This window comes from Microbacterium ureisolvens (genome assembly GCF_015278315.1).
Lineage (GTDB): Bacteria > Actinomycetota > Actinomycetes > Actinomycetales > Microbacteriaceae > Microbacterium > Microbacterium ureisolvens.
In genome coordinates this window covers 194933-217337 of sequence record NZ_JADIJE010000009.1, presented here as the reverse complement: position 1 = coordinate 217337, position 22405 = coordinate 194933, and the positions used below count along the sequence as shown (strand labels likewise).

At 67.4% G+C, this 22405-nt stretch carries 20 protein-coding genes and 1 pseudogene; 1 reads left to right on the top strand and 20 read right to left on the bottom strand.

The annotated features are described in order from the left end of the window. Positions 1–162: 162 nt before the first annotated feature. The 17 genes and pseudogenes from IM767_RS14885 to IM767_RS14805 all read right to left on the bottom strand — a co-directional run bounded on the left by IM767_RS14885 (position 163) and on the right by IM767_RS14805 (position 15005). On the bottom strand, positions 163–414 hold the full coding sequence (locus tag IM767_RS14885; protein ID WP_109210591.1) for a hypothetical protein: 252 nt from the start codon (positions 412–414) through the stop codon (positions 163–165). Between the two features lie 269 nt (positions 415–683). Beyond that, the gene (locus IM767_RS14880) at positions 684–1115 is read right to left on the bottom strand and encodes a hypothetical protein (RefSeq protein WP_109210592.1); all 432 of its coding nucleotides are present in this window, start codon (positions 1113–1115) and stop codon (positions 684–686) included. Between the two features lie 175 nt (positions 1116–1290). Next, on the bottom strand, positions 1291–2394 hold the full coding sequence (locus tag IM767_RS14875; RefSeq protein WP_162564292.1) for an AAA family ATPase: 1104 nt from the start codon (positions 2392–2394) through the stop codon (positions 1291–1293). 116 nt (positions 2395–2510) lie between these two features. Beyond that, positions 2511–3347: a bifunctional DNA primase/polymerase gene (locus tag IM767_RS14870; RefSeq protein ID WP_109210594.1), complete on the bottom strand. Its 837-nt coding sequence runs from the start codon at positions 3345–3347 to the stop codon at positions 2511–2513. Between the two features lie 284 nt (positions 3348–3631). Continuing rightward, positions 3632–3964 (bottom strand): helix-turn-helix domain-containing protein, encoded by a 333-nt coding sequence (locus IM767_RS14865; RefSeq protein ID WP_162564293.1) that lies wholly within the window; start codon positions 3962–3964, stop codon positions 3632–3634. Between the two features lie 619 nt (positions 3965–4583). Then, the gene (locus tag IM767_RS14860; RefSeq protein ID WP_162564294.1) at positions 4584–5186 is read right to left on the bottom strand and encodes a hypothetical protein; all 603 of its coding nucleotides are present in this window, start codon (positions 5184–5186) and stop codon (positions 4584–4586) included. A gap of 5 nt (positions 5187–5191) precedes the next feature. Next, complete coding sequence (locus IM767_RS14855; protein ID WP_109210597.1) at positions 5192–7225, bottom strand: phage tail protein; 2034 nt, start codon at positions 7223–7225, stop codon at positions 5192–5194. A gap of 6 nt (positions 7226–7231) precedes the next feature. Next, positions 7232–7780 carry a hypothetical protein gene (locus IM767_RS14850; protein ID WP_109210598.1) on the bottom strand — a complete coding sequence of 183 codons (549 nt, stop codon included), beginning with the start codon at positions 7778–7780 and terminating at the stop codon, positions 7232–7234. Positions 7781–7996: 216 nt separating this feature from the next. Continuing rightward, complete coding sequence (locus IM767_RS14845) at positions 7997–9157, bottom strand: hypothetical protein (protein WP_109210599.1); 1161 nt, start codon at positions 9155–9157, stop codon at positions 7997–7999. 104 nt (positions 9158–9261) lie between these two features. Then, a complete protein-coding gene (locus tag IM767_RS14840; protein ID WP_239453305.1) occupies positions 9262–10263 on the bottom strand; it encodes a YifB family Mg chelatase-like AAA ATPase in 1002 nt (333 codons plus the stop codon). After that, entirely contained in the window at positions 10260–10628 is a 369-nt protein-coding gene (locus IM767_RS14835) for a YraN family protein (protein ID WP_109210600.1), read from the bottom strand. The genes IM767_RS14840 and IM767_RS14835 overlap by 4 nt, the downstream gene beginning before the upstream one ends. A 126-nt stretch (positions 10629–10754) precedes the next feature. Continuing rightward, positions 10755–11805: pseudogene (locus IM767_RS21240) on the bottom strand (IS110 family RNA-guided transposase). Positions 11806–12038: 233 nt separating this feature from the next. Further along, positions 12039–12362, bottom strand: coding sequence for a DUF2469 family protein (locus IM767_RS14825; RefSeq protein ID WP_109210601.1), 324 nt, complete (start codon positions 12360–12362; stop codon positions 12039–12041). Positions 12363–12424: 62 nt separating this feature from the next. Continuing rightward, the gene (locus tag IM767_RS14820) at positions 12425–13084 is read right to left on the bottom strand and encodes a ribonuclease HII (RefSeq protein WP_109210602.1); all 660 of its coding nucleotides are present in this window, start codon (positions 13082–13084) and stop codon (positions 12425–12427) included. Continuing rightward, entirely contained in the window at positions 13081–13857 is a 777-nt protein-coding gene (lepB, locus tag IM767_RS14815; RefSeq protein ID WP_109210603.1) for a signal peptidase I, read from the bottom strand. Before lepB ends, IM767_RS14820 begins: the two co-directional genes overlap by 4 nt. Positions 13858–13991: 134 nt before the next feature. Continuing rightward, a complete protein-coding gene (gene rplS, locus IM767_RS14810; protein WP_109210763.1) occupies positions 13992–14339 on the bottom strand; it encodes a 50S ribosomal protein L19 in 348 nt (115 codons plus the stop codon). 168 nt (positions 14340–14507) lie between these two features. Beyond that, the gene (locus tag IM767_RS14805) at positions 14508–15005 is read right to left on the bottom strand and encodes an MFS transporter permease (protein ID WP_109210604.1); all 498 of its coding nucleotides are present in this window, start codon (positions 15003–15005) and stop codon (positions 14508–14510) included. A 118-nt stretch (positions 15006–15123) separates the two neighbouring features. On the opposite strand from IM767_RS14805, the gene map reads away from it, so the two are divergent. Continuing rightward, complete coding sequence (gene map, locus IM767_RS14800; protein WP_109210605.1) at positions 15124–15906, top strand: type I methionyl aminopeptidase; 783 nt, start codon at positions 15124–15126, stop codon at positions 15904–15906. A 2-nt stretch (positions 15907–15908) separates the two neighbouring features. Here the strand turns inward: map and treZ are convergent, their stop codons facing one another. The 3 genes from treZ to glgX are packed head-to-tail and all read right to left on the bottom strand — an operon-like array spanning position 15909 to position 22197. Beyond that, complete coding sequence (treZ, locus tag IM767_RS14795) at positions 15909–17636, bottom strand: malto-oligosyltrehalose trehalohydrolase (RefSeq protein ID WP_109210606.1); 1728 nt, start codon at positions 17634–17636, stop codon at positions 15909–15911. Further along, a complete protein-coding gene (gene treY, locus IM767_RS14790; protein ID WP_109210607.1) occupies positions 17633–19972 on the bottom strand; it encodes a malto-oligosyltrehalose synthase in 2340 nt (779 codons plus the stop codon). The genes treZ and treY overlap by 4 nt, the downstream gene beginning before the upstream one ends. Positions 19973–19983: 11 nt before the next feature. After that, a complete protein-coding gene (gene glgX / locus IM767_RS14785) occupies positions 19984–22197 on the bottom strand; it encodes a glycogen debranching protein GlgX (protein ID WP_109210608.1) in 2214 nt (737 codons plus the stop codon). Positions 22198–22405: the final 208 nt, after the last annotated feature.

The window sequence follows — 22405 nt, the reverse complement described above, 5'->3', positions numbered from 1 at the left end:
GCGACGCGGACCACGTCGTCACGGAACTCGCTCGGGTACGGCTTGGGCACAGCAACATCCTTCCAGGCCTACCCCTCGGGCAAGCCAGATCAGATGTCACCTACTCGTGCAGCAGTCCCGTGCGGTCGTACTGCGCCCAGTAGGCATCGAGGTTGGGCACGGTCACTCGTCCTCGTCCGTCTCGACAGCAGTGAAGGTGTCCGCATAGATGCTGATGGCCCCGTAGTTGGCCCCGTAGCGGTTGCCACCGTCGTGGGTGACGACCATCGCGTCCTCGCCGTACTCCTCGATGGCCTGCTCCACGGCGTTGAGCAAGTCGCGGAGGGTCATGCTGTCCGTGATCTGGTCGGGTGCGTATCCGCGGTTGCTCTCCACCGCGAGTAGTACGCGGTCGGTGTCGGTTGAGGTGGTCATGGTGTCTCCTGAGTGGTGTTAGATACCCAAACCGTTCGGTTAGGGTCGATACCCATTTTATCGAACTTATCTTCGAATGCAACCACCGAATGCCGCGATGACCTGGGCTTTCTTGCCAACGAGAAGAGGCCCAGGCTTGTGCCTGAGCCTCTTCGCGATCGACATCCTTATCCGAGCGAGCGCGAGATTTTCACCACCCCAATGACCTCTTTTCCTTCGTCCATAAGGTCGGCTTTCTCATGGGTGGCTTGGGATGCTTCCTCGATCCGTCAGCGCGAGATCGGAGACGCGACCGGCACGCCGTCCACGATGTTGATCGTGTAGGACCCGCTGATGTTGTCGGGGACGAATCCCCAGTGCGGCACGCTGAATCCGTTGCAGTGGGCGACCCGATGCTCAGGGCCTGTAGCGTCCTCGCCGTCAGGCCAGCCGTGCGAGTGGACGATCCCGCAGAACGGGCACTCCACATCGACCGAGAGGACGCCGCCTCCCCAGCGCAGGCCCGGAGTGCGTCCGTACTCGTTGCGCATCTTGTAGGGACGGACGATCACGCTTTCCTTGCGGGCGCGTCCCATCCGGCTCGGCTGGAAGGCCACGAGCCAGGTTCCGCATCCGGCGCACTGACCGTTGTCTCCGTGGTTGGTGCCGTGCGTCCAGGCGGTGCTGCACTTCGGGCAGCGAGGGGCGGTGAGGTCGGGCAAGGTGATTTCCTTTCTGGATGGGCGAAGAGGAGTGTACGCGAGGTCTCAGACCCCTCCGAGGGGTTCCCTCGCGCGTATATACAAACTGGGGTAAATAGGGTGTATAAGTCGCTTTCTGGGCGACTTATACACCCGATCACCCGATTTCGATATACGCGAGGGACGGGTGTATAGGTCAGTCGGCCGGTTCCCATTCATGGCGGTGACCCGTGCCGCTGGGTCCGAACGGCGAGGCGAGGATCGGCACGCTGTACAGTCCTCGACCGACACGCTGGATCTCGCCCTGTTCGACCATCCGGGAGAGCTTGTTGGTCATGTTCGAGACGGACTGGTTGTGCCCGATGCCGTCGCCGTCGATGTTGTTGACGTACTTACGGATGTCCTCGGAGCTCTGCGGTTCCGTTGCAGCCTGCAGGAACTCCTTGACGAGCTTGCGGACAGGGTCGCTGTTGCTGCGCCCGTCGTTCGCTCGCTTCTCGCGTGCCAGGAGGTCGTCCACGCTCACATCGCTCGGACCGAGGTAGATCGCCACCCCGAACTCCTGGCTTTCGGTGAGCGGGTTTCCCCACTGGTCCTCGTCGCCGGTCTCCACTTCGACCGGTGCCTGGGTCATCGCGTACGCCCAGCAGTCACCGTCCGGCCCGTAGTTGTTCTTGTCCTGCTGGGCGACGGTGTACCCGGTCTGCTTGTCCTTCGCCACGGCGATGTACGAGCGGCAGATGTCTCGCCACGCGTGGGCACCTGACAGCTTCTCAGCGATGGAGCCGTGGCCCTTGCGCCAGTGCATCACGCACACGATGGCGACGTTGAGTTCCTGCGCGAGCTTCGCGACAGGATCGAGGGCGGCCCGGACCTCCTTGGGACGGTCGGGGCTTCCCTCCATGAACGAGATGATCGGATCAAGGATGACCACCTTCGCCCCGCTGTCGATGATGTCGGCCCGGAGGTCGTCAAGGTCATCGCCCAGCTGGAACATCGTCGCGACGCCCTTGGTCGTGTTGGTGTCCATCTCGACGTAGAACTCTTCGATGAGGTCGGTGTCCGCGCCTGCCGCGATCAGCTTCGGCGTCACCTGCCGCTCGAAGTCGTCCTCACCAGCGGCCATCAGAACCGTGACCTTCTGGCCCTCGAGGTCGCCTGCCATCGTGCCGTTCGACCAGTCCGCCGCCATGCGGGTCAGGATCGTGGACTTACCCACGCCGGCCGTTCCGGCGATGATCGTCACTGTGCCCATCGGGACGTAGTTCCGCCACGCCCACCATGTCTTCTTCGGCTTCATATCCGATGCCTTCCTTCTTCGTGTCCGTCTGTTGGTCGCCTCCGGCTTGCTGTCCCCGATCCGCTGCGCGAGCTTCCAGATTTCGGCGGGTGGCAGAGGCGGGATCTGTTCGGCGCTCATGCGGCGGCCCTTCCGTAGAGCCAGGCGGTGAGCTTCTGGCGGTACTTGTACTCGTCTTCGGTCACATGCTTGAGGGCACTCGCAACGGCGGTCTCGACCTCCGACCACGGGAACGTGTCGTGCCCCGGTGTCACGTCCCATACAGCGCGGGCGAGGGCCCAAACCTCGCTGTGTGCGTCGAGCCCGAGCTTCGAGTACCACCGGCACGCGAGCCGATGCATGAAGTCGTTGCGACGCCGGAGCGGCAGGCCGTGCTTGATGGCTTCCTCGGTCGAGGGAAGGTCGTCGCCGGGCGAGGTCGAGCCGCCTCCATTGCCCGGTCGCCCCACGCGCCACCCACGAATCGCCGACAGCAAGGCGTCGGGCGCGCGGGGAATCGCTCGGAGGTTGCCGCGAACGAGGGTGTAGACCCTCTCGATGCCCTCCTGGTCCTCTCGGATAGTCCCCGGCCCGGCGACCTGATGCCCTCCGTCGGCCTTCACATCAAGGAACGGCACCCACGGGACCTTCGAGGCGAGATGACCGTCATAGCGGAAGTACAGATGCATGCCATGGGCGGTCGTCACCAGCGGGAGGTTGCTGAGGTCGATGCCCAGCAGTTCCTCGATGTCGATCAGCGAGCCGAACCCTCCTGGGTCGCCCTCTGGGGCGTTCTTCGTGTCGAGGTCGAGTACACCCACACCCTCGCCCGTTCGGATGCCCCAGTTGCATCCTGGGATCATCTGGCGCCATTCAGCGATCTGGGTCGAATCGCTCGTTGCGATGTTCTGCCAGTTCTTGACGGCCGGGATGTTCGTCCCGGGGCGAAGCGGCAGCACGCGAAGATCGGTCATACCGGCATCGCCGCCTTCAGCTTCGACAGACCGAGGCAGAGGGTCGAAGCGAGAACGAACTCCCAGCCGTCTTCGGGTTCGCAAAAGCGCCGGTCAGGTGTAAAATCGACTTGGAGCTGAGTGTTCTGTTGGGGGCTGTCCGTAGCCGGGGCGGCCCCTTCTCCATGTCTACGCGACATCTCGGACCTCCTCGTCCTGCGAGGCGGCGATGTCGTCAAGGAAAGCCACGACGCGATCAACGATGGCCGGTGACACCTGCTCGGGTGTCGTCGAGCGGGCCACGATCACTCACCCGCTTCGTGGCGGTCGGTGTCGAGCTGGGCCTGGGCGCGTTCGAGTTCGGCCTTCACGAGGGCGACGCCTCGCAGCGGAGGCCAGTTGTACCGGTACTCCAGCATCGACTCTTCGAAGAAGTTGTGAGCCGGGAGCGGGAAGAACAGCGCTTCGAGCGCGTCGCATTCTTCCGGAGTCGGGTAGACGTGACCCTTGATGAGGTTCGCGATCCTCGGCACGTTGGTGCCCAGCTTCTCAGCGACCTCGGCGTAGGTGAGCTCGTAGTACCTGATGAAGCGGCGGAGCCGCTGGGGGCGATGTGGGAGCGCCACTGGAAACACCACCTATCGGTGTGTCTCAACAGAGGCTCTGTCCGCTAGGTACTAGCCGGAGGTCCGAACCTCGTCCACTCGCTCACGCTGATCGGAGATGGACGCTATCGCGTTGTCGATAAATCAACAGATATCACTTCAGGTCGCTGTTGGCGAACCCGTACGGGAATTCGCCTAGGAGCCTCCGGCGAGGCGCGGTCGATATTCGATTCGACCTCGCGGGGTTCGGGCCTCAGATGGTCGTCTAGGGCCTCTCGTCAGCCGATCCGTCCCGCGCTGTCGCGATCTGTTCATCGATGTAGCGCTGTGCAGCCGCACGGCCGATGAACGTTCGACACTTGCAGTGACGCTGGGCATGGGCGTGGAAGGGGCATCCGGGCTGGATGGCGAGGTACTTCGTGGGTCCGCCGTTCCATCCGCCGTTCTGATGCAGACGTATCCGCCAGACCTTGGCGGGCGCGTTCGGGTCAGTCATAGCCCAGCTCGACGTTCGACCGACGACCGGCGACGACATCGACCCACTTCTGCGAGGCCGGTCCCATCGGGTCGCCGGGGTCGGGATTCTTCACGGGTGGAGCGGAGAACTCACTCTCCTGCGCTCCTGGCACTCTTCCGTCGAGTCGTTTCATCACTACCCCCAAGGGCTTCTCATTGACTGGCGCTGTGGTGGTTCCGCTGAGCCGACGCGCTGCGCATCGCGTCGTTCGCTGATCTGCGGAAGCTCGGCGCGTGCACGGTCGCGCGCGTCGGCCTCGTAGGCTGCACGGTGCTTCGCGGCTTCCTCGCGCTCATGACGTTCGAGCGGATCGTCATCGTCTTCGATGACATCAGCGTCGATCACATCGCCAGCCGCGAGCTCGGCGGGAACCTCACGGATGATCCCTGCCTCGCCCGGGATGAGCATGAGTTCCCACTTGGCCTTACCGTCGATGTTCACCGTCTTGCCGGGGACGAATCCGGTGCGGTCGAAGATCATCTTCATGAGGTTCTGTTCCTCGGCAACGGTGAGTTCGCCCTTCTCGGCTCGCTCCAGTTGCTTGTGCATGAGGTTGATCGCCGGGTCGACGGCATCGTTGAAACGCTCACGGGCGGACTTGATCACCTGCGGCGCGGAACCTCCGTGGCGGCGGCAGACTGTGCCGCCCTTGATCGCGGGCAGCTTGCACCGCTCGCCCGAGCCGCGCTTGTGCGCGGTGCATCGAGGCGTGGCCGGATCGAGGACTCCCTTAGGCATTCAGATCACCATCCCGGTACGACGACTTTGGCTCGCTTGATAGCGGCGAAGAACTCGTCTTCGGCGTCGAAGCCTGGGCCGTTGCTGTTGTAGATGAAGGTTCGCGCTCCGTCAGTCGGCTGCTGGCTGTCGACGGGCACGGCTTCGATAGCGGCCTGCATGCTTGCTGACAGCCCGCCTGCGAGTCCTGCACCGAGAGCGTTGATCTGCTTGTTGAGCGCGGGTTCCATACCCTCCATACCGATGAGCAGGCCGCGCATGGTGTCCTCACCGAGGGCGGCCATGACGCGCGAGGGCGAGTGAATGCCCATCACGTTCGCGAACGTGTCGGCAATGGTGCTGCCGATGTCTTCGATCCAGCCGACGAGTCCGTTCCAGATGTCCTGCAGGCCCTCCCAGAGGCCGTTGAGAATGTCCTTGCCGATGTTGTACAGCCATTCACCCGCGCCGTTGAAGACGTCCATGATCCAGCCGGGGACGCTTCCGAGCCAGTTAAGGACGTTGTTCCAGACGTCCTGGGTGAACTGCATCACGCGGTTCCAGATGTCCTGGATGATGTTGGGCACCTTGGAGAAGTCGCCGGTGAAGATCCCGATGATGACCCCGACGATGGTCATGATGTAGGTCTCGATGGCCTTCCAGATGAACTCGAAGATCGAGAACACCGTGTCCCAGAGGCCTTCCCACCAGGATCGAACGTCGTTGCCGAATCCGACGAAGAAGCTGTAGATCGCGAGGACGACGGAGGTCACAAACGACTGGATGTTGTTCCACGTGTCCTCGAAGAACCCAGCGATGGCCACCCATGTCTCGTTGAAGAAGTTGGCGACGTTGGTGAAGGTCTCGGTGAGGAACTGAGAGACGTTCGCCCAGGCCTCACCGAGGAAGCGAGTGAAGTTGGCCCAGACCTCCCGGCCCAGCTCGGTCTGAGTGAAGAAGTAGACCAGGCCGGCCACCAGTGCGGCGATGGCCATCACGATCAGCATGATCGGGTTCGCCGCCATGACAGCGTTGAAGGCGGCTTGAACTGCGGTGCCGATCTTGGTGATCGTCTGCCACGCGGTGATGGCGGCGTTCCAGGCGACCCAGACAGCGGTTGCCGCCGCGATTGCGACGGCAAGCGGGGCGACCCAATCGAAGTTGTCGCGGACGAAGTTGACGACCTCCGCGATGCCAGCGAAGACAGCGGTGATCGTCTCACCGAGCGCGGCAAGGAGGCCGGTCAGTGCGGGCTTGATGAAGTCGATGGCCTTCGCGAGTCCGCCGACGATGATGGCGTTGAGGTTGCCAACAGCGCCCTCCATCGTGCTCACCGACTGGGCGGCTTCGACGGCGACCGGCTTTGAGCCGAGCGTCAGCAGGGCGGCGTTGAACTCTTCGGCGGTGATCTCGCCTGCCGACATCGCCTCGCGGAAGTTGCCGGTGTACGCGCCTGCCTCCTCGAGGGCCTTCATGAGCGTGCCAGCGCCGCCAGGCACGGCATCGGCAAGCTGGTTCCAGTTCTCGGCGGTCAGCTTGCCTGCACTCGCCGTCTGGGTCGATGCGAGGAGAAGTCTCTGGAAGGTCTCTTCGGTGCCACCGGCAACGGCGTTGAAGTTACCGATGGACTCGACCAGATCGTTCGCGTTCGTCACCCCGTTCGCAGTGAACGAAGCGACCGCGTTCAGGATCGTGTCGAGGCTGTAGACCGTGCTGTCGGCGTAGGCCTGCGCTCGCGCGGCGGCAGTGTCGATGGCCGACGTATCGAGACCGGCGAACTCCATCGACTTGCGGAACTTGTCGTTCGCATCCGACGCGGCCACGGCATCGGCTATCCAGTCCCCGACTGCCTGGCTGACGGCCATAGCGGCCTGGCTGACTACAGTCCCGACAATCGCCATTCCGGCGACCCAGCCCGCGCTGATCTTCTGCGGCGCTTTGGCGGCGTCATCGCCCTTCTTCTCAAGGTCGTCGAGCGCTTCCTCAGCGTCCTTGACTCCCTTGACGTCGGTGTCGATGACCACCTTGCCCTGGGCGGTCCCGAGATTGTAGTCAGCCATGTCGCGCTACACCTCCGTGTCGTCCTCGCCGACGCGAGCGGAGCGCTCGAACTCGACGTAGGTGTCACCGGACTCGACCCGGGAGCGCTCGGTGACGTGGCTTGCGAGCGAGGCAAGGTGGATCATGCAGTCGCGGCACAGCGCGAACTCGACCACGAACCGGCCTCGCGGAATGTAGAAGGTGGCCTGTGCACGCTTGCGCTCGAACACGTCGAGCGAGTCGCATCGGTGGCAGCTGGCCATCGGGAGGTTGTCCGTCGAGTCGAGACCGGCGACCGGCTTGCCGTTGAGCTCCGATGCGTAGCGCCACTTGCGACCGAGGATCAGGGAGTCACCCGCGTCAGGGTCGGTCGTGCTGGTGCTGTTGCTCTCAACCGCGATGGCGCGGGAGGGATCGGGGACCGGGCTGAACCCGAGGTCGGTGGTCGCCGTGATCATCGACTGAGCGATCCACGGGTCCAGGTCGACCAGCCAGCGGTTGTCGCCAGCGGTCTTGCAGAACACGAGCGCCTCGATCATTGCGGCGTTCTCTGCATCGATGGTGTTGATGTCCATGTTGTTTCCCTTTCGCTTCCTCTCTCGCGGTGGGTGAACCGGGGCGTCGCGCGAAAGAGGAAGAGCGACGCCCCGGTGGTGAGACGAGGTGAGCCCATGCCCTGAGCGGTCGTCTCGCCGTCTCGGTAGCTAGCCGAGTCGGGGGTTTGAGAGCGCCACCGTCCACGCGAGCGGTCCGCTGGAGTGGACAATCCCGTGGCTCGGTGGCGCTCGGTCTTACGGCCAGGTCGGGTTGTCGTACGAACCCGAGGCCTTGATCTGCATGACGGCGGCGGCGGAGCGGTAGCGCACGCCGAGGCCGTAGCCGTGCTCGTAGGTCGCCTCGACCAGCGGGTAGCGCTCGTACTGCGGGAGCAGGCGCAGACCGCGGTTGGCGGCGACCGGGTGCTCGCGGAACCACAGCGGGTTGCGAAGCGAGCCGGGGCCGCCCGTCGCGACGGCGATCACGTAGCCCGCCGGAACGAAGTGGTTCTTGGTGATCCAGGCGTCACCGTAGGAACCATCGAGCGCCAGACCCGAGAACTGCGCGGGCGCACGGTCACCCACGATGCTGAGGTCCGTGAGGTACGCGGGAGCCGACGCGGCGGGGATGAAGTCGTACTTCGCGACCGCGCCGTTCGCGTTCACCTCGTTCTTGCGCCAGGTCCAGATCGCGTCGGCCTGAGCCGGGTTGACCATGATGATCAGCTGCTCGTTCGACGTGCGAAGTCCGTGACCGTGTTCCTGGATCGTGGCGATGAGTGCCTCCACGTCGCCGGAGTCGATGGCCGCGGCACCCGACACGAGGTAGTGATCGTGCGTGGACGAGAAGGTGCGACCGGCGTACGCGGGCGGCGCCTCGCCAGCCGAGCCGTCCCAGAGGTCGAAGATCTCGACGCCGTTCTCGTTGACCGGGCGCGAGCCGGCCTGCGCCTTGCTCGTCAGCGCTCGCATGGTGTCTCGGAACGTGGCGCGGTTGTCGGCCTCGAGGACCGCCTGGTGCTGTGCGCGGACCTGCTCGGCGGTCGCGTCGCGCAGGAACTTGCGGGTGTAGCGAATCCCGACGTCGAACCAGTCGAGCGGGAAGCCCATGCGGGTGTACCCCGGCTGCACGCGAACGGCCTGCGGCACGCCGAACTCGGACTGCTTTTCGAACTCCACCGAGTCCGAACCGGCGATCACCTGGGCGAACGACTCGGTGGTGTTGCGAGTGAACAGGGCAGCGATGGCGTTTCGCGTCTGGTTCCACTCGATGAGCTGGGACGAGAACTCGTTCCACAGGGTGTTGAGCTGCACACCGTCTGCGGTGTGGGTGAGGATGTCGGCGGCGACGTTGAAGCCGCGGTCTGCGCCGACGATGTCGCGAGCGAGGCACGCGATGTTGAGGCGGCTTTCCATGCCGACCCTCCTTCGTCAGAGATGGGTAGCGATACCCCGCCTCTGACGGTGGCTGTTTCCTGAGGGAGCGAACTCAACCTCTACGCCGAAACTAGGCGACCGACTTACTCTGGGCGAGGTCGATAATCGGATTGTATATCGACGTCGATACTCATGCACATTCGGGTTATTTTCGGATCTTTCGACTCGTCGAGGAACAGGACGCCCTCGCTCGCCCGGGCGATGGCACCGGGCCGCACGACGCGCGTCCCTCCGCCGACGAGGGCGGCGATGCTCGCACTGTGATGCGGGGCCTCGAATGGCGGCGTGCGCGACAGCTCGACCACGCGAGCACCCGCCAGGCTGCGGATCGACGCACTCGCGAGGGCCGCCCGATCGTCGAGCTCGGGGAGGATGCCCGGAAGCCGTCGAGCCAGCATCGTCTTGCCGGCGCCGGGCGGTCCGCACATCAGCAGGTGGTGTCCGCCGGCCGCCGCCACGATGAGCGCGTCGACGGCGTCGCGCTGGCCGATCACCTCGGCGAGGTCGAGGGCCGCCCGGGGCGGCTCCTCCTCGTCGGCGAGGAACACAGGCTGGTCGTCGGGCACCTCCACGTCGCCGCCGTGCCAGGCGACCACCTGCGCCAGGTTCAGGGCGGCCAGCACGTCGACCCCTTCGACGAGCTCGGCCTCGGGACCGTTCGCGAACGGCACGACCACGCGGCGATGTCCCGCTCGGCGCGCGGCGACCACCGCCGGAAGCACACCCGGCACCGGCCGCAGCCGACCGTCGAGTCCGAGTTCGCCGATGTGCACGGCGCTGGCGACCGAGGCGGCGTCCATGGTCGACTCGGTCGCGAGCGAGGCGATGGCGATCGCGACATCGAATCCGGATCCTTGTTTGGGCAGGCTCGCGGGAGACAGGTTCACCGTCAGCCGCCGCCGCGGCAGCGGGGTGGCGCTGTTCGCGCACGCGTTGTGCACCCGCTGCACAGCTTCGCCGAGGGCCTTGTCGGGCAGGCCGATGATGCGGAACTCGGGCGTCTGCTGCGACAGGTCGGCTTCGACCTCAACGCACTCCCCCTCGGCTCCGACGAGGGCCACCGCCCAGGTGCGCGCGACGCTCACGGCACCTCGACGTCGACGAGGTGCTCGAGCCGCGCGGCGTCGACAGTCGGGCCGGTCAGCCCGACGGCGTCGATACGCAGCCGCCGGCCCTGCACGAGGTCGCGATGCGCGCTCGCCCACGCGACCGCCAGTCGCCACAGCCGCGCGCGCTTGCGGCCGTCGATCGCCTCGAACGGGTGCCCGAAGCCCTCACTTCGGCGCGTCTTGACCTCGACGACCGCCACGATCGTGCGGTCGGCGACCACCAGGTCGATCTCACCGTCGCGGCACCGCCAGTTCCGGGCGAGGACGGTGAATCCCCGCTCCTCGAAATACCGGACGGCGCGATCCTCGCCCGCGCGTCCGAGGTCGTCTTTGTCTGCCATGGCAGCATCGTCGCGCGGGCGTGCATGCGCGCGGACGCCGGGGTGCGGCATCCGTTCAGAAGCAGCGAAACGCGCCGCAGACGCCGGGGTGGGGAGGAGCCGGCGGGGTCGATGCTCCTATGGATGTCAAGCGGTGAGGGCGCTGTAGATCTCGCGGGCGATGAGGCGTTTGAGGCAGCGGATGATGTCCTTCTTGGAGAGACCTTGTTTGGTGCGTCGTCGCATGTAGGCCTGGGTTCTGGGGTCCCATCGGAGTCGGCAGAGGACGATGCGGTAGAGGGCGGCGTTGGCTTGTCTGTCGCCGCCGCGGTTGAGTCGGTGTCGGCGGATCTTCCCGGAGGATGCGGGGATGGGCGCGACGCCGCAGAGCATCGCGAACGCTGCTTCGGAGTGAAGCCGGTCGGTGTTCTCCCCTGCGGTGACGAGCAGTTGTCCCGCAACGTCCGTGCCGACGCCGTTGAGTTCGAGCAGGGCCGGGTTGATCGCGGGCGACGAGCGGTCCGATCAGCTCGTCGAGGTCGTCGATCTCGGCTACCAGCGCGGCATGGCGGCGGGCGAGAGACCGCAAGGCAACCTTCGCGGCCTGCTCGGGCTCACCGACCTGTGTGGTGTCGGGGCGTAGGCCCGCGCAGGCGTGCAGGAGTTCCCTGTCGGATAGCCGGCGCAGCCGCTCCCGCAGTCCGTCGGGAGCGGTTACCAGCAGCGTCTTGATCCGCCGCATGCAGTCGGCGCGCTGATCGACGGCGCTGCGCCGGGCGACCCGCAGGTTCCGCAGCGCCTCGACCTTCCCGGACCGGTCCTTCGGGACGCCGGTTCGTGCCCTGGACAGGCCCGCGCGTGCTGCCGCTTCCGCGTCCAGCGGGTCCGACTTGCCCGCGAATCGGCGGGTCTTGCGGTCAGGGCGGTCGATCTCCAGCAGCTCAACACCCGCGCCGCGGAGGTATCGGGCAAGACCAGCGCCATACGCGCCGGTGCCTTCGATCGCCGCGACGAGCAGCATCCCGAACGCCATCGCCCATGTCAACAGCGCCGCGTAGCCCTTCGCGTCCGCGGAGAACTGGGCGCACCCCAGCAACCGTCCCGTGGTGTCGATGACCGCGGCGGTATGGGTATCGCCATGTGTATCAACCCCGACCGCGACCTCGACCTGTTCAACTTCTCGTGCGATGGTGGTCATCGCCGTTCCTCTCACTCAACCGGGAATGAACGGCACGCACCGCCGAGAGCGAGCGGACAAGACAGTGATGGGTGCCTGCTGGCACAGGCTCCTATGAGGTCACAACCCTCGCACGGTGAGTGCACGGCAGCCCCGCAGCGAATCAACCGACAGATCGCGTTGAAGACCCTCAGTCAGTCAGTAGCTGAGTCAGGAAGAACCGCTGCGGGGCTCCCACCACCCCATCATCACTGTCAGTTGTCGAGCGACAGCTCTTCGGGGAGATGGAAGTCGCGACGCGAGAGCTCCTCGACGTTGACGTCCTTGAAGGTCAGCACCCGCACCGCCTTGACGAAGCGGTCGGCACGATAGATGTCCCAGACCCAGACGTCGGACATGGAGATTTCGAAGTAGAAGTCGTGCTCGGTGTCGCGCCGCACGACGTTGACCTCGTTGGCGAGGTAGAAGCGACGCTCCGTCTCGATCACGTATTGGAACTGCGAGACGACATCCCGATATTCGCGGTACAGCGCGAGTTCGAGTTCTCGGTCGTAGTCTTCGAAGACCTCGTCATCCATGGTGGTTCCATCCTATGGGCGCGGACGGATGCCGCGACCCGCGGTCCGCGGCCGGCGAACGCTCAGAACAGCGTGGGCGCCTCGGCGATCGACCATGACGCACGATGGTGCCGGCTGATGCCGTACGCGCGGATCGCGTCGCGATGGTCGGGGCTGGCGTAGCCCTTGTTGCGGGCCCAGTTGTAGGCGGGGAGCTCGTCGTGCAGGTCCGTCATCAGCCGGTCGCGCGCGACCTTCGCGATCACCGAGGCGGCGGCGGCCGACGCGCAGTCGCGGTCGGCCTTGATGACGGGACGCACCGTGAGTCCCCACGCGCCCGCCGGGGTGATGTAGTCGTAGTTGCCGTCGAGGATGACGATCGCCTCCTCCGGGATCACGCCGTGGGCGCGGAGATCGGCGAGTGCTCGGATCGATGCGAGTCCGAGTGCCCGCATGATCCCGATCTCGTCGATCTCCTCGGAGCTGGCCCAGCCGACGGCGCTCGCGGCCACCCACGTCGCCGCGCGGGCGGCGACGTCGGCACGCTTCGGTTCGGGCACGAGCTTGGAGTCGCGCAGGCCCTGCGGGATCCGCTTGCGGGACCTCGGCGCATCGACCACCGCCGCTCCGACGGCGACCGGGCCGGCGAGGGCTCCCCTTCCCACCTCGTCGCACGCGATGATGAGCGCATGCTCCCGGAGCAGCTTGCGCTCGAGGGTGAGACGGGGCTCCGCGACGGTCACTGCGCGTCGCCCTCCGGATCCGGCGCAGGCACGCCGGAGAAGACGTCGTGGTGGAAGTCGAGCATGCCGAAGCGGTCCAGCGGCCAGGTCACGAGGAACGCGCGGCCGACGAGGTTGTCCATCGGCACGAAGCCCTTGCCGGGCTGGTCGGTGTTGTAGCGCGAGTCCTTGGAGCGATAGCGGTTGTCCCCCAGCACCCACAGGCTGCCGTCCGGCACGGTGACGTCGAAGGCGTCGCCGGACGCGGCGGTCTCCCCCGCCGGCAGCTTGATGTAGCCGCTCTCGTCGATGGGCACGTCGTTTACGGTGATCTGGCCGATCGCGTTGCAGCACACCACGTGGTCGCCGGGAAGCCCGATGATGCGCTTGACGAGGTGATCGTCGCTGTCGGGCGCGGCCAGACCCACGAGCGAGAGGACCCACTCGACGGCCTCGACCACGGGAGGGCGCGCGGGGGCGGTGCTCGGGGGAAGCCAGCCCCCGGGATCCTGGAAGACGACGATGTCGCCGCGGTCGTAGCCGCCGAAGCGCGGGGTGATCTCGTCGACGAGGATCCGGTCCTGGACGTGGAGCGTGTCCTCCATCGATCCGGAGGGGATGTAGAAGGAGCGGACGATGAACGTCTTGACGACGAGCGATACGAGCACCGCGATCACGATGATGATCACGACGTCGCGCAGGAACGCCACCCAGCCCCGACGACGCGGCTGGAGGGTGGCGGCGGCCTCGTGCCCGGGCGCCGGCTCGGCCGGAGCCGACTTCTCGGTCGTCATGCAGTTCCTTCGCGGGTGCCGGCGGTCGCGGCGGCCCGCCTTCAAGGGTCGCACACTCCGGCCTCCGCCGGAGAACGGAAGAAGCCCCGGACGTGATCGTCCGGGGCTTCTGAAGAGCGCTGCGGCAGCGGCCGTCAGTTCTCGCGCTTCTCCTTGATCTTGGCCTTCTTGCCACGGAGGTTGCGCAGGTAGTAGAGCTTGGCGCGACGCACGTCACCGCGGGTCACGACCTCGATGTGGTCGATGACCGGGGAGTGCACCGGGAAGGTGCGCTCGACGCCGACCTGGAAGCTGATCTTGCGGACGGTGAACGTCTCGCGGACGCCGTCGCCCGAGCGGCCGATGACGACGCCCTGGAAGACCTGGATGCGGGAGCGGTTGCCCTCGGTGATGTTGACGTGCACCTTGACGGTGTCGCCGGGGGCGAAGGCGGGGATGTCGGAGCGGAGCGAAGCCGCGTCGACGGCGTCGAGGATCTGCATGATCGTCTCTCTCTGCGGCCGCCACAGGTCGACCACGGGAAGGAAGGTGAAAGGATTCGTGTGCCGCAGGCCTCCGGCTTGACGCCGTACAGCTGGTTCCCCTGAGGCAGAACCGGTCAGGGCACAAACATCCATTCTGCCATGGATGCCGCACCCGGCCAAACCGCGTCAGCCGGCGGGCGGTACCTGCTTCTCGTTGATGATGATGACCTCGCGTTCGTCCGGCTGCTGCGGCGCATCGGCCCGCGCCGGGATGTACGCGACGCCCTCGGAGGTGCGCAGGACGAACCGGGAGGGCCGCGCCTCGCTCCACAGCTGCCAGAGCTCGAGCCAGAACAGGCCCACACCCGCAAGGATCGCGACCGCCATCACGGGGGCCCACCAGTCTTCGGCGAAGAAGCCCAGGGAGATCACCAGGCCGTGCCACACCGTGAAGCCCAGCACGTCCCACCACGAGACCGCACGATGCGCACGGACCGTGCCGCGCGCCCGCACCAGCAGCGTGAGCAGCAGCTGCCAGAGGAACACACCCGGGATGGCGAGGAACAGCACCCAGAGGAACTCCCACCCTCCGGCGCTGAAGACGGCCCAGCCGACCAGCAGCCACAGCGGCAGCAGGAAGGCCGCCGGGATGAGCCAGCCGAAGAACGCACGACGCAGCCACATGTGTCTGATGCTACGCCTGAGATGCCCGGCCGTGGTCAGCTCCCGCGCGCCGCGGAGCATCCTCCCAGCCCCGCGCCGACCGGTCCGACAGAATGGAGCGGGAACGAGAGGAATCCACATGATCGAGCTGCGCACCCCTGCCGAGATCGAGGCGATGAAGCCCGCCGGGCGATTCGTCGCCGAGACGCTCGCGACGCTGCGCGACGAGACCAAGGTGGGCACCAACCTGCTGGCCATCGACCGCCGCGCGCACGAGCTGATCCGCCGAGCCGGGGCAGAGTCCTGCTACATCGACTACCACCCGTCGTTCGGCGCGAGCCCGTTCGGCAAGGTCATCTGCACGTCGGTCAACGACGCGGTGCTCCACGGACTCCCGTTCGACTACACGCTCCGCGACGGCGACCTGGTGTCGCTGGACTTCGCGGTCTCGATCGACGGATGGGTCGCCGACTCGGCCGTCTCGTTCGTGGTGGGGACGCCGCGCGACGAGGATCTGGCCATCATCGACACCACCGAGCGGGCGCTCGAGGCCGCGATCGCCGCAGCGACCGTCGGCAACCGCATCGGCGACATCTCCGCGGCGATCGCGGCGGTGGCGCACGGCGACGGGTATTCGATCAACACCGACTTCGGCGGGCACGGCGTCGGCCGCGAGATGCACGGCGACCCGCATGTCGCCAACGACGGCAAGGCAGGCCGCGGCTACCCGCTGCGCGCGGGCCTGGTGCTCGCCCTCGAGCCCTGGTTCCTGCAGACGACCGACCAGCTGGTGACCGACCCCGACGGATGGACTCTCCGCTCCGTCGACGGCTCCCGCGGCGCCCACTCCGAGCACACCGTGGCGATCACCGAGGACGGTCCGGTCGTCCTCACCGATCGCTCGTGGCTCGGTGTCCGCTGAGCTCAGCCCCGGGTGACGACGGCCGCCGACCGCGGCGGCAGCGAGAGCGCGTCGTCCTGAAGCATCGCGTGGGCGTCGGTCGCCAGCAGCACCTGGGCCCCTCCGAGGGCGGGAAGGCGCACGCCCTCGGCCGCGAAGTTGACCACGACCTCTGACCTTCCCCTTCGCAGCCGGAACCACCGCTGGTCCTCGTCGGCTGTCGCCTCGAGTCTGCGGAGATCCGGGTCGGCGAACTCCGGGCGTGCTTGGCGCAGTGCGATGAGCTCGCGGTAGAGCGCGAGGATGCGGCCGTGGACCCCGGCATCCTTCTCTTCCCAGCGCAGCTTGGAACGCTGGAACGTCTCGGGATCCTGCGGGTCGGGCACGATCGACTCGTCCCACCCCATCCGTGCGAATTCGGCCTTGCGTCCGCGCGCGGTCGCCTCGCCGAGCTCGGGCTCGGGATGCGAGGTGAAGAACTGCCACGGGGTGGATGCGGCCCACTCCTCGCCCATGAAGAGCATCGGCGTGAACGGTGAGAGCACGGTGAGCACCGCGGCTATCGCGAGGCCACCTTCGTCGAGCGACTGCGAGAGGCGGTCGCCGGCCGCGCGGTTGCCGATCTGATCGTGGTCCTGCGAGAAGGTCACCAGTCGCCAGGCGGGAATGCGCGGATCGATCGGATGCCCGTGGTTTCGGCCGCGGAACGTAGACCACGTCCCGTCGTGGAAGAAGCCGCGGGTCGATGCCTTCACGAGAGCGCCCAACGGGGTGAAGTCCGCGTAGTAGCCGGTCGTCTCGCCGGTGAGGGCGACGTGCAGCGCGTGGTGGTAGTCGTCGCTCCACTGCGCCGTGAGGCCGTACCCGTCGGCCTCCCTCGCCGCGATGAGCCGCGCGTCGTTCATGTCGGACTCGGCGATCAGGGTGAGGGGCCGGCCGAGATGCGCGCTCAGGGCGTCCGCCGACTCCGCCAGCTCCTGGAGGATGTGCAGAGGCTGGTTGTCTTTGAGGGCGTGCACGGCGTCCAGACGCAGCCCGTCGACGTGGTGGTCCCGCAGCCACATCAGCGCGTTGTCGACGATGTAGCGGCGGACCTCGGGCTCGTCGAGGTCGATCGACGAGCCCCATGTATTCGCCTCCGCGTCGCGGAGGTACGGGCCGAATTCGGGCAGGTAGTTGCCGCTCGGCCCCAGGTGGTTGTAGACCACGTCCTGGATGACGCCGAGCCCGGCCGCGTGGCAGGCGTCGACGAAGCGCTGATACGCGGCGGGTCCGCCGTAGGCCTCGTGGACGGTGTACCAGAGCACTCCGTCGTAGCCCCAGTTGTGAACGCCGTTGAAGCCGTTCACCGGCAGCAGCTCCACGAAGTCCACGCCGAGATCGACGAGGTGGTCGAGCCGCTCAGCCGCGGCGTCCAGCGTGCCTTCCGGGGTGAACGTGCCGATATGCAGCTCGTAGACGAGTCCGCCGGCGAGCTGCCGGCCCTTCCAGGCGGCGTCCCGCCACTCATGGGCACCGGCGTCGAAGACCGCGCTGAGGTCGTGGACCCCGCGAGGCTGCCTGCGCGAGAGGGGATCGGGTCGCGCGGCGTCTGCACCGTCGATCACGAAGCCGTACTCCTCCCCCGGTTCGAGCTCGAGGTCGGCACGCCACCAGTCGCCGTCGCGACGCACCATGGGCACGTCGTCGCCGCGGCTCGGGGCGCGCAACGCCACCGAGGCGGCCCGCGGCGCCCAGACCTCGGGGATCACGAGGCGTCTCCCGCCACCAGCAGGGCGACCGGATAGAGGTCGAGGAGCTCTGCAAGACGGATGCCGCCGTCGAAGGTGCGTCCGGTGAGCAGGTCGGTCGTGGGGCCGCTGTGACGCAGCAGCATGGTGTCCTCCCAGGGTGAGCCTCCGGCCGACCCGCGGGCGGCGAGGGCGACAGGCAGCCGCGTGGCGACGGCGACCGCGCCGCCGCGGTCGACGGCGATCGCGTGATCCGCCGCCGCACCCACCACGGTCATGGGCGTGTAGCGCGTGAACAGGTCCGGCCGCGCGCGCCGCAGCCGGAGCGCACGCGAGGTGACGAGGAGCTTCGCGGCCCCGGTTCGGTCCACCACAGGCTGCTCGCCCGCATCGATCCGCGCGAGCAGGCGCCGCCTCTCGTCGAAGTCGACGGCGCGCCGGTTGTCGGGGTCGACGAGGCTCTGCTCCCACAGCTCGCTGCCCTGATACACATCCGGCACACCTGGACCGGTGAGCTGGAGGAGCTTGGCCGAGAGCGAGTTCGACCAGCCGGCCCCCTCGATCTCCGACACGAAGGACTCGACACGGGCGGAAACCTCCGGGTCGTCGAAGGCGGCGTCCACCAGGGCGTGCATCCGCTCCTCGAACGCCGCGACCGGTGCGAGCCACGTCGTCGCCTCCCCGGCCTCGCGTGCCGCCTTCTCGGCGTACGCGTGGAGCCGCTCGCGCGAGGCCGGCCACGCACCCACGATCGCCTGCCACAGCAGAACGTCGAAGGGACCGTGGCCGGTGGTCGCGGCATCCGTCAGCTCTTCCAGCACCTCCGCCCAGCGCTCGGGGATCTCGGAGAGCACCGCGAGACGAGCGCGCACATCCTCGCCCCGCTTGGTGTCGTGAGTCGAGAGCGTGGTCATCGAGTGGGGCCACGCCGCGTGGCGCGCCGCCTGCGCCGAGTGGAACCCGGTCACCGAGAGTGCGAAGACCGACGGGTCGGCGCCCACCTCGGTGAGCGTGCCCAGACGGGTCGCGCGGTAGAAGGCGGTGTCTTCCACGCCCTTGGCCATCACCATGCCGCTCGTCTGCTGGAAGCGGAGGGCGGCGGGATGCCCCGGCTCGAGGAGGAGCGGCAGGACGGCGTCGATCGCACCGGAGAGGTCGGGCCGGTGCGCGCGCGCCTGCGTGGCCGCCTGCTCGAGGTGCTCGGCGCCGGCGGGGAGGTAGGAGCGGTAGACGGGGAATCGTGCCAAGAGCTCCGCGAGCGCGTCCTCGGTGCCGGCGTCGTCCGCGGCATCCAGGTCGCGCGCGAGCCTGCGGACCTCGGAGCGCAGGATGCCCTCGCCGATCGCGCGCTTGGTCCCCGCGATGACGTCCGCCCAGGGCTGCGCGGCGGGCAGGCCCGATCGCTCGCGCAACCGTGCGTCCAGTGCGTCGAGGGCCGCTTCGCCGCGCGGATCGACGAGCACGCGGTCGATGTCGGCGAGCGCGTCGTACCCCGTCGTGCCGTCCGCGGCGAAGAACTGGGGCAGGACTTCGCCGTGCTCGAGGATCTTCTCGACGAGGAGGTACGCCCCGCCGGTCAGCGCATCGAGGCGCTCGAGATACTCGACCGGCGCGCGCAGCCCGTCGGGGTGATCGACGCGCAGACCGTCGACGAGATCCTCCTCGAACCACCGGCGGATCTCGGCGTGGGTCTCGTCGAACACCTCCGGGTCCTCGACGCGGACCGCGGCGAGGCTCGAGACGCCGAAGAACCGGCGGTAGTTCAGGTCGTCCGCCTCACGCCGCCACGGCATGAGCTCGTAATGCTGCCGGGCGTGCACGGTGAGCACGTCGTCTTCCGACGCGGTGCCGGGGGCGAGCGGGAAGCGGTGCTCGTAGTACCGCAACTCCCCCGCCTCGACGCGGAGAGCTCCCGACCCGGCCGCCGCGGAGAGCTCCTCTCCGAGCACCGGCAGCCGCACCTTCCCGCCCCCGAACTCCCAGTCGATGTCGAAGGCGGTCGCGTATCGCGACGAGCGGCCGTGCGCGAGCACGTCCCACCACCACGGGTTCTCGGCGGGACGGGCGACGCCGACGTGGTTCGGCACGATGTCGACGAGCACTCCGCGGCCGGCCTCGTGGAAGACGCGCGATGCGCGCTCGAGCGCCGCCGCCCCGCCCCGCGCCGGGTCGACGCGGGAGGGGTCGACGACGTCGTAGCCGTGATCGGAGCCCTCCGACGCGGTGAGCAGCGGCGAGAAGTACACCCAGTCGACCCCGAGGTCGCTCAGGTAGCCCTCGAGCGCAGCGGCGTCGTCGAGCGTGAACGACGGCCGGATCTGGAGGCGGTACGTCGAGGCCGGGCGGCGCGTGGGCACGGCGGCTCCTCTCAGCGGCTGAGTTCGGGGCGCGGTGCGGCGCCCGGCACCTCATCGGCACCGGCCACCGTGGTGACAGCGAGGGATGCGGCCACCGAATGGTCGACCTCGGGCTCGGGCAGCTCGTGCTCGCGGAGCACCATGAGTGAGCGCCCCTCCACCGACAGGGTCGAGCCGGGCACCACCGGCTCCGTGTCGGCGTATACGCCCGCGGTGTCGACGATCACATCCCATTCGGGACTGAAGTCGACCTCGGGGATCAGGAAGTCGACATGCTCGTCTCCGGCGTTGAAGAGAACGACGAAGTGGTCGTCCGAGATCGGCTCGCCCCGGCGATCACGCTCCCGGATGCCGTCGCCGTTGAGGAACACCGCGACGGCGCGGCCGAAACCGGAGCCCCAGTCCTCCGGCTGCATCTGCGAGCCGTCCGGGCGCGCCCACACGATGTCGGGAAGAGGCGCCCCCTCCTCGCGCCGCACCGGCCGGCCGTCGAAGAACCGGCGGCGGCGGAAGGTCGGGTGCTCGCGGCGCAGCCGCGCGAGGGCCGCCGTGAACTCCACCAGCGGCTGGTCCGGCGACGACCAGTCGACCCACGTCAGCTCGTTGTCCTGCGCGTAGCCGTTGTTGTTGCCGCGCTGCGTGCGACCGAGCTCGTCGCCGTGCAGCAGCATCGGCACCCCCTGCGACAGCAGCAGCGTCGCGATGAAGTTGCGCTGCTGACGCGCGCGGAGTGCGAGGATCTCGGGGTCGTCCGTGGGGCCCTCGACGCCGCCGTTCCAGGAGCGGTTGTCGTCGGCGCCGTCACGGCCGTCCTCGCCGTTGGCCTCGTTGTGCTTGTCGTTGTACGAGACGAGGTCGCGCAGCGTGAAGCCGTCGTGAGCGGTGACGAAATTGATGGATGCCACGGGCCGGCGTCCGGAGTGCTCGTACAGGTCTGCCGAGCCGGTGAGCCGCGAGGCGAACTCGCCGAGGGTCGCGGGTTCGCCGCGCCAGAAATCCCGCACCGTGTCGCGGTACTTCCCGTTCCACTCCGTCCACTGCGGCGGGAAGTTGCCCACCTGGTAGCCCCCGGGACCGACGTCCCACGGCTCGGCGATGAGCTTCACCTGCGACACCACCGGATCCTGCTGCACGAGCTCGAAGAACGCCGCCAGACGGTCCACCTCGTAGAACTCGCGCGCGAGCGTCGAGGCGAGATCGAAGCGGAAGCCGTCGACGTGCATCTCCAGCACCCAGTAGCGCAGCGAGTCCATGATCAGCTGCAGCGTGTGCGGATTGCCGACGTTGAGGCTGTTGCCGGTGCCCGTGTAGTCGGTGTAGTAGCGCTTGTCGTCTTCTTCGAGCCGGTAGTAGGCCTCGTTGTCGATGCCGCGCATCGACAACGTGGGGCCCAGGTGATTGCCCTCCGCGGTGTGGTTGTAGACGACATCGAGGATGACCTCGATGCCGGCTGCGTGCAGCGCCTTCACCATCGCCTTGAACTCCTGCACCTGCTGGCCGCGCTGGCCGCTGGAGGAGTAGGTGTTCTGCGGCGCGAGGAAGGCGATGGTGTTGTAGCCCCAGTAGTTCGAGAGGCCCTTCTCCTCCAGCACGGAGTCGTTGACGAACTGATGCACCGGCATCAGCTCGATGGCCGTCACCCCGAGCTTCTGCAGGTGCTCGATGATCGCCGGGTGGGCGATCGCGCTGTAGGTGCCGCGGATCTCCTCGGGGATCCCCGGGTGCAGCTGCGTGAGGCCGCGCACGTGCGCCTCGTAGATGAACGACTCGGCGTACGGGGTCTTCGGGAGGCGGTCGCCGCTCCAGTCGAAGTACGGATTGACCACCACGCCCATCATCTGATGGGCGGCCGAATCCTCGTCGTTGCGCGAGTCGGGATCGCCGAACTCGTAGCCGAAGACCGCCTGACCCCACTGCACCTGGCCCTCGACGGCCTTCGCGTACGGGTCCAGCACCAGCTTGTTGGGGTTGAACCGCTTGCCGCTGGCCGGGTCGTACTCGCCGTGGACGCGGTATCCGTAGCGCTGGCCGGGCTGCACCGACGGGAGGTAGCCGTGGTGGACGAACGCGTCCACGTCCTGCAGCTCGACGCGCGTCTCCGCACCGTCGTCATCGAACAGACACAGCTCGATGCGCTCGGCGCCTTCGCTGTAGAGCGCGAAGTTGGTGCCGCTCCCGTCGAAAGTGGCGCCCAAGGGATACGGGGAACCGGGCCAGATCTGCATGCAACCTCCAATTCGGCGGGGCCTTCACCATAGCGGCCCTGCCGGACCGGAGCCTCGGACTGGCGCGAACGCCGTCGACACGGTAGGCGCCGGGCGAGGCATCGGTTCTCACATCCTCACGGGGTGCCGTGTGAGAGAAACGTTCGCTCGGGGTAACCCCCGCCGACCGGGCGGTGAAACACCGCGCTCGTAGCGTCTGTGATCACCG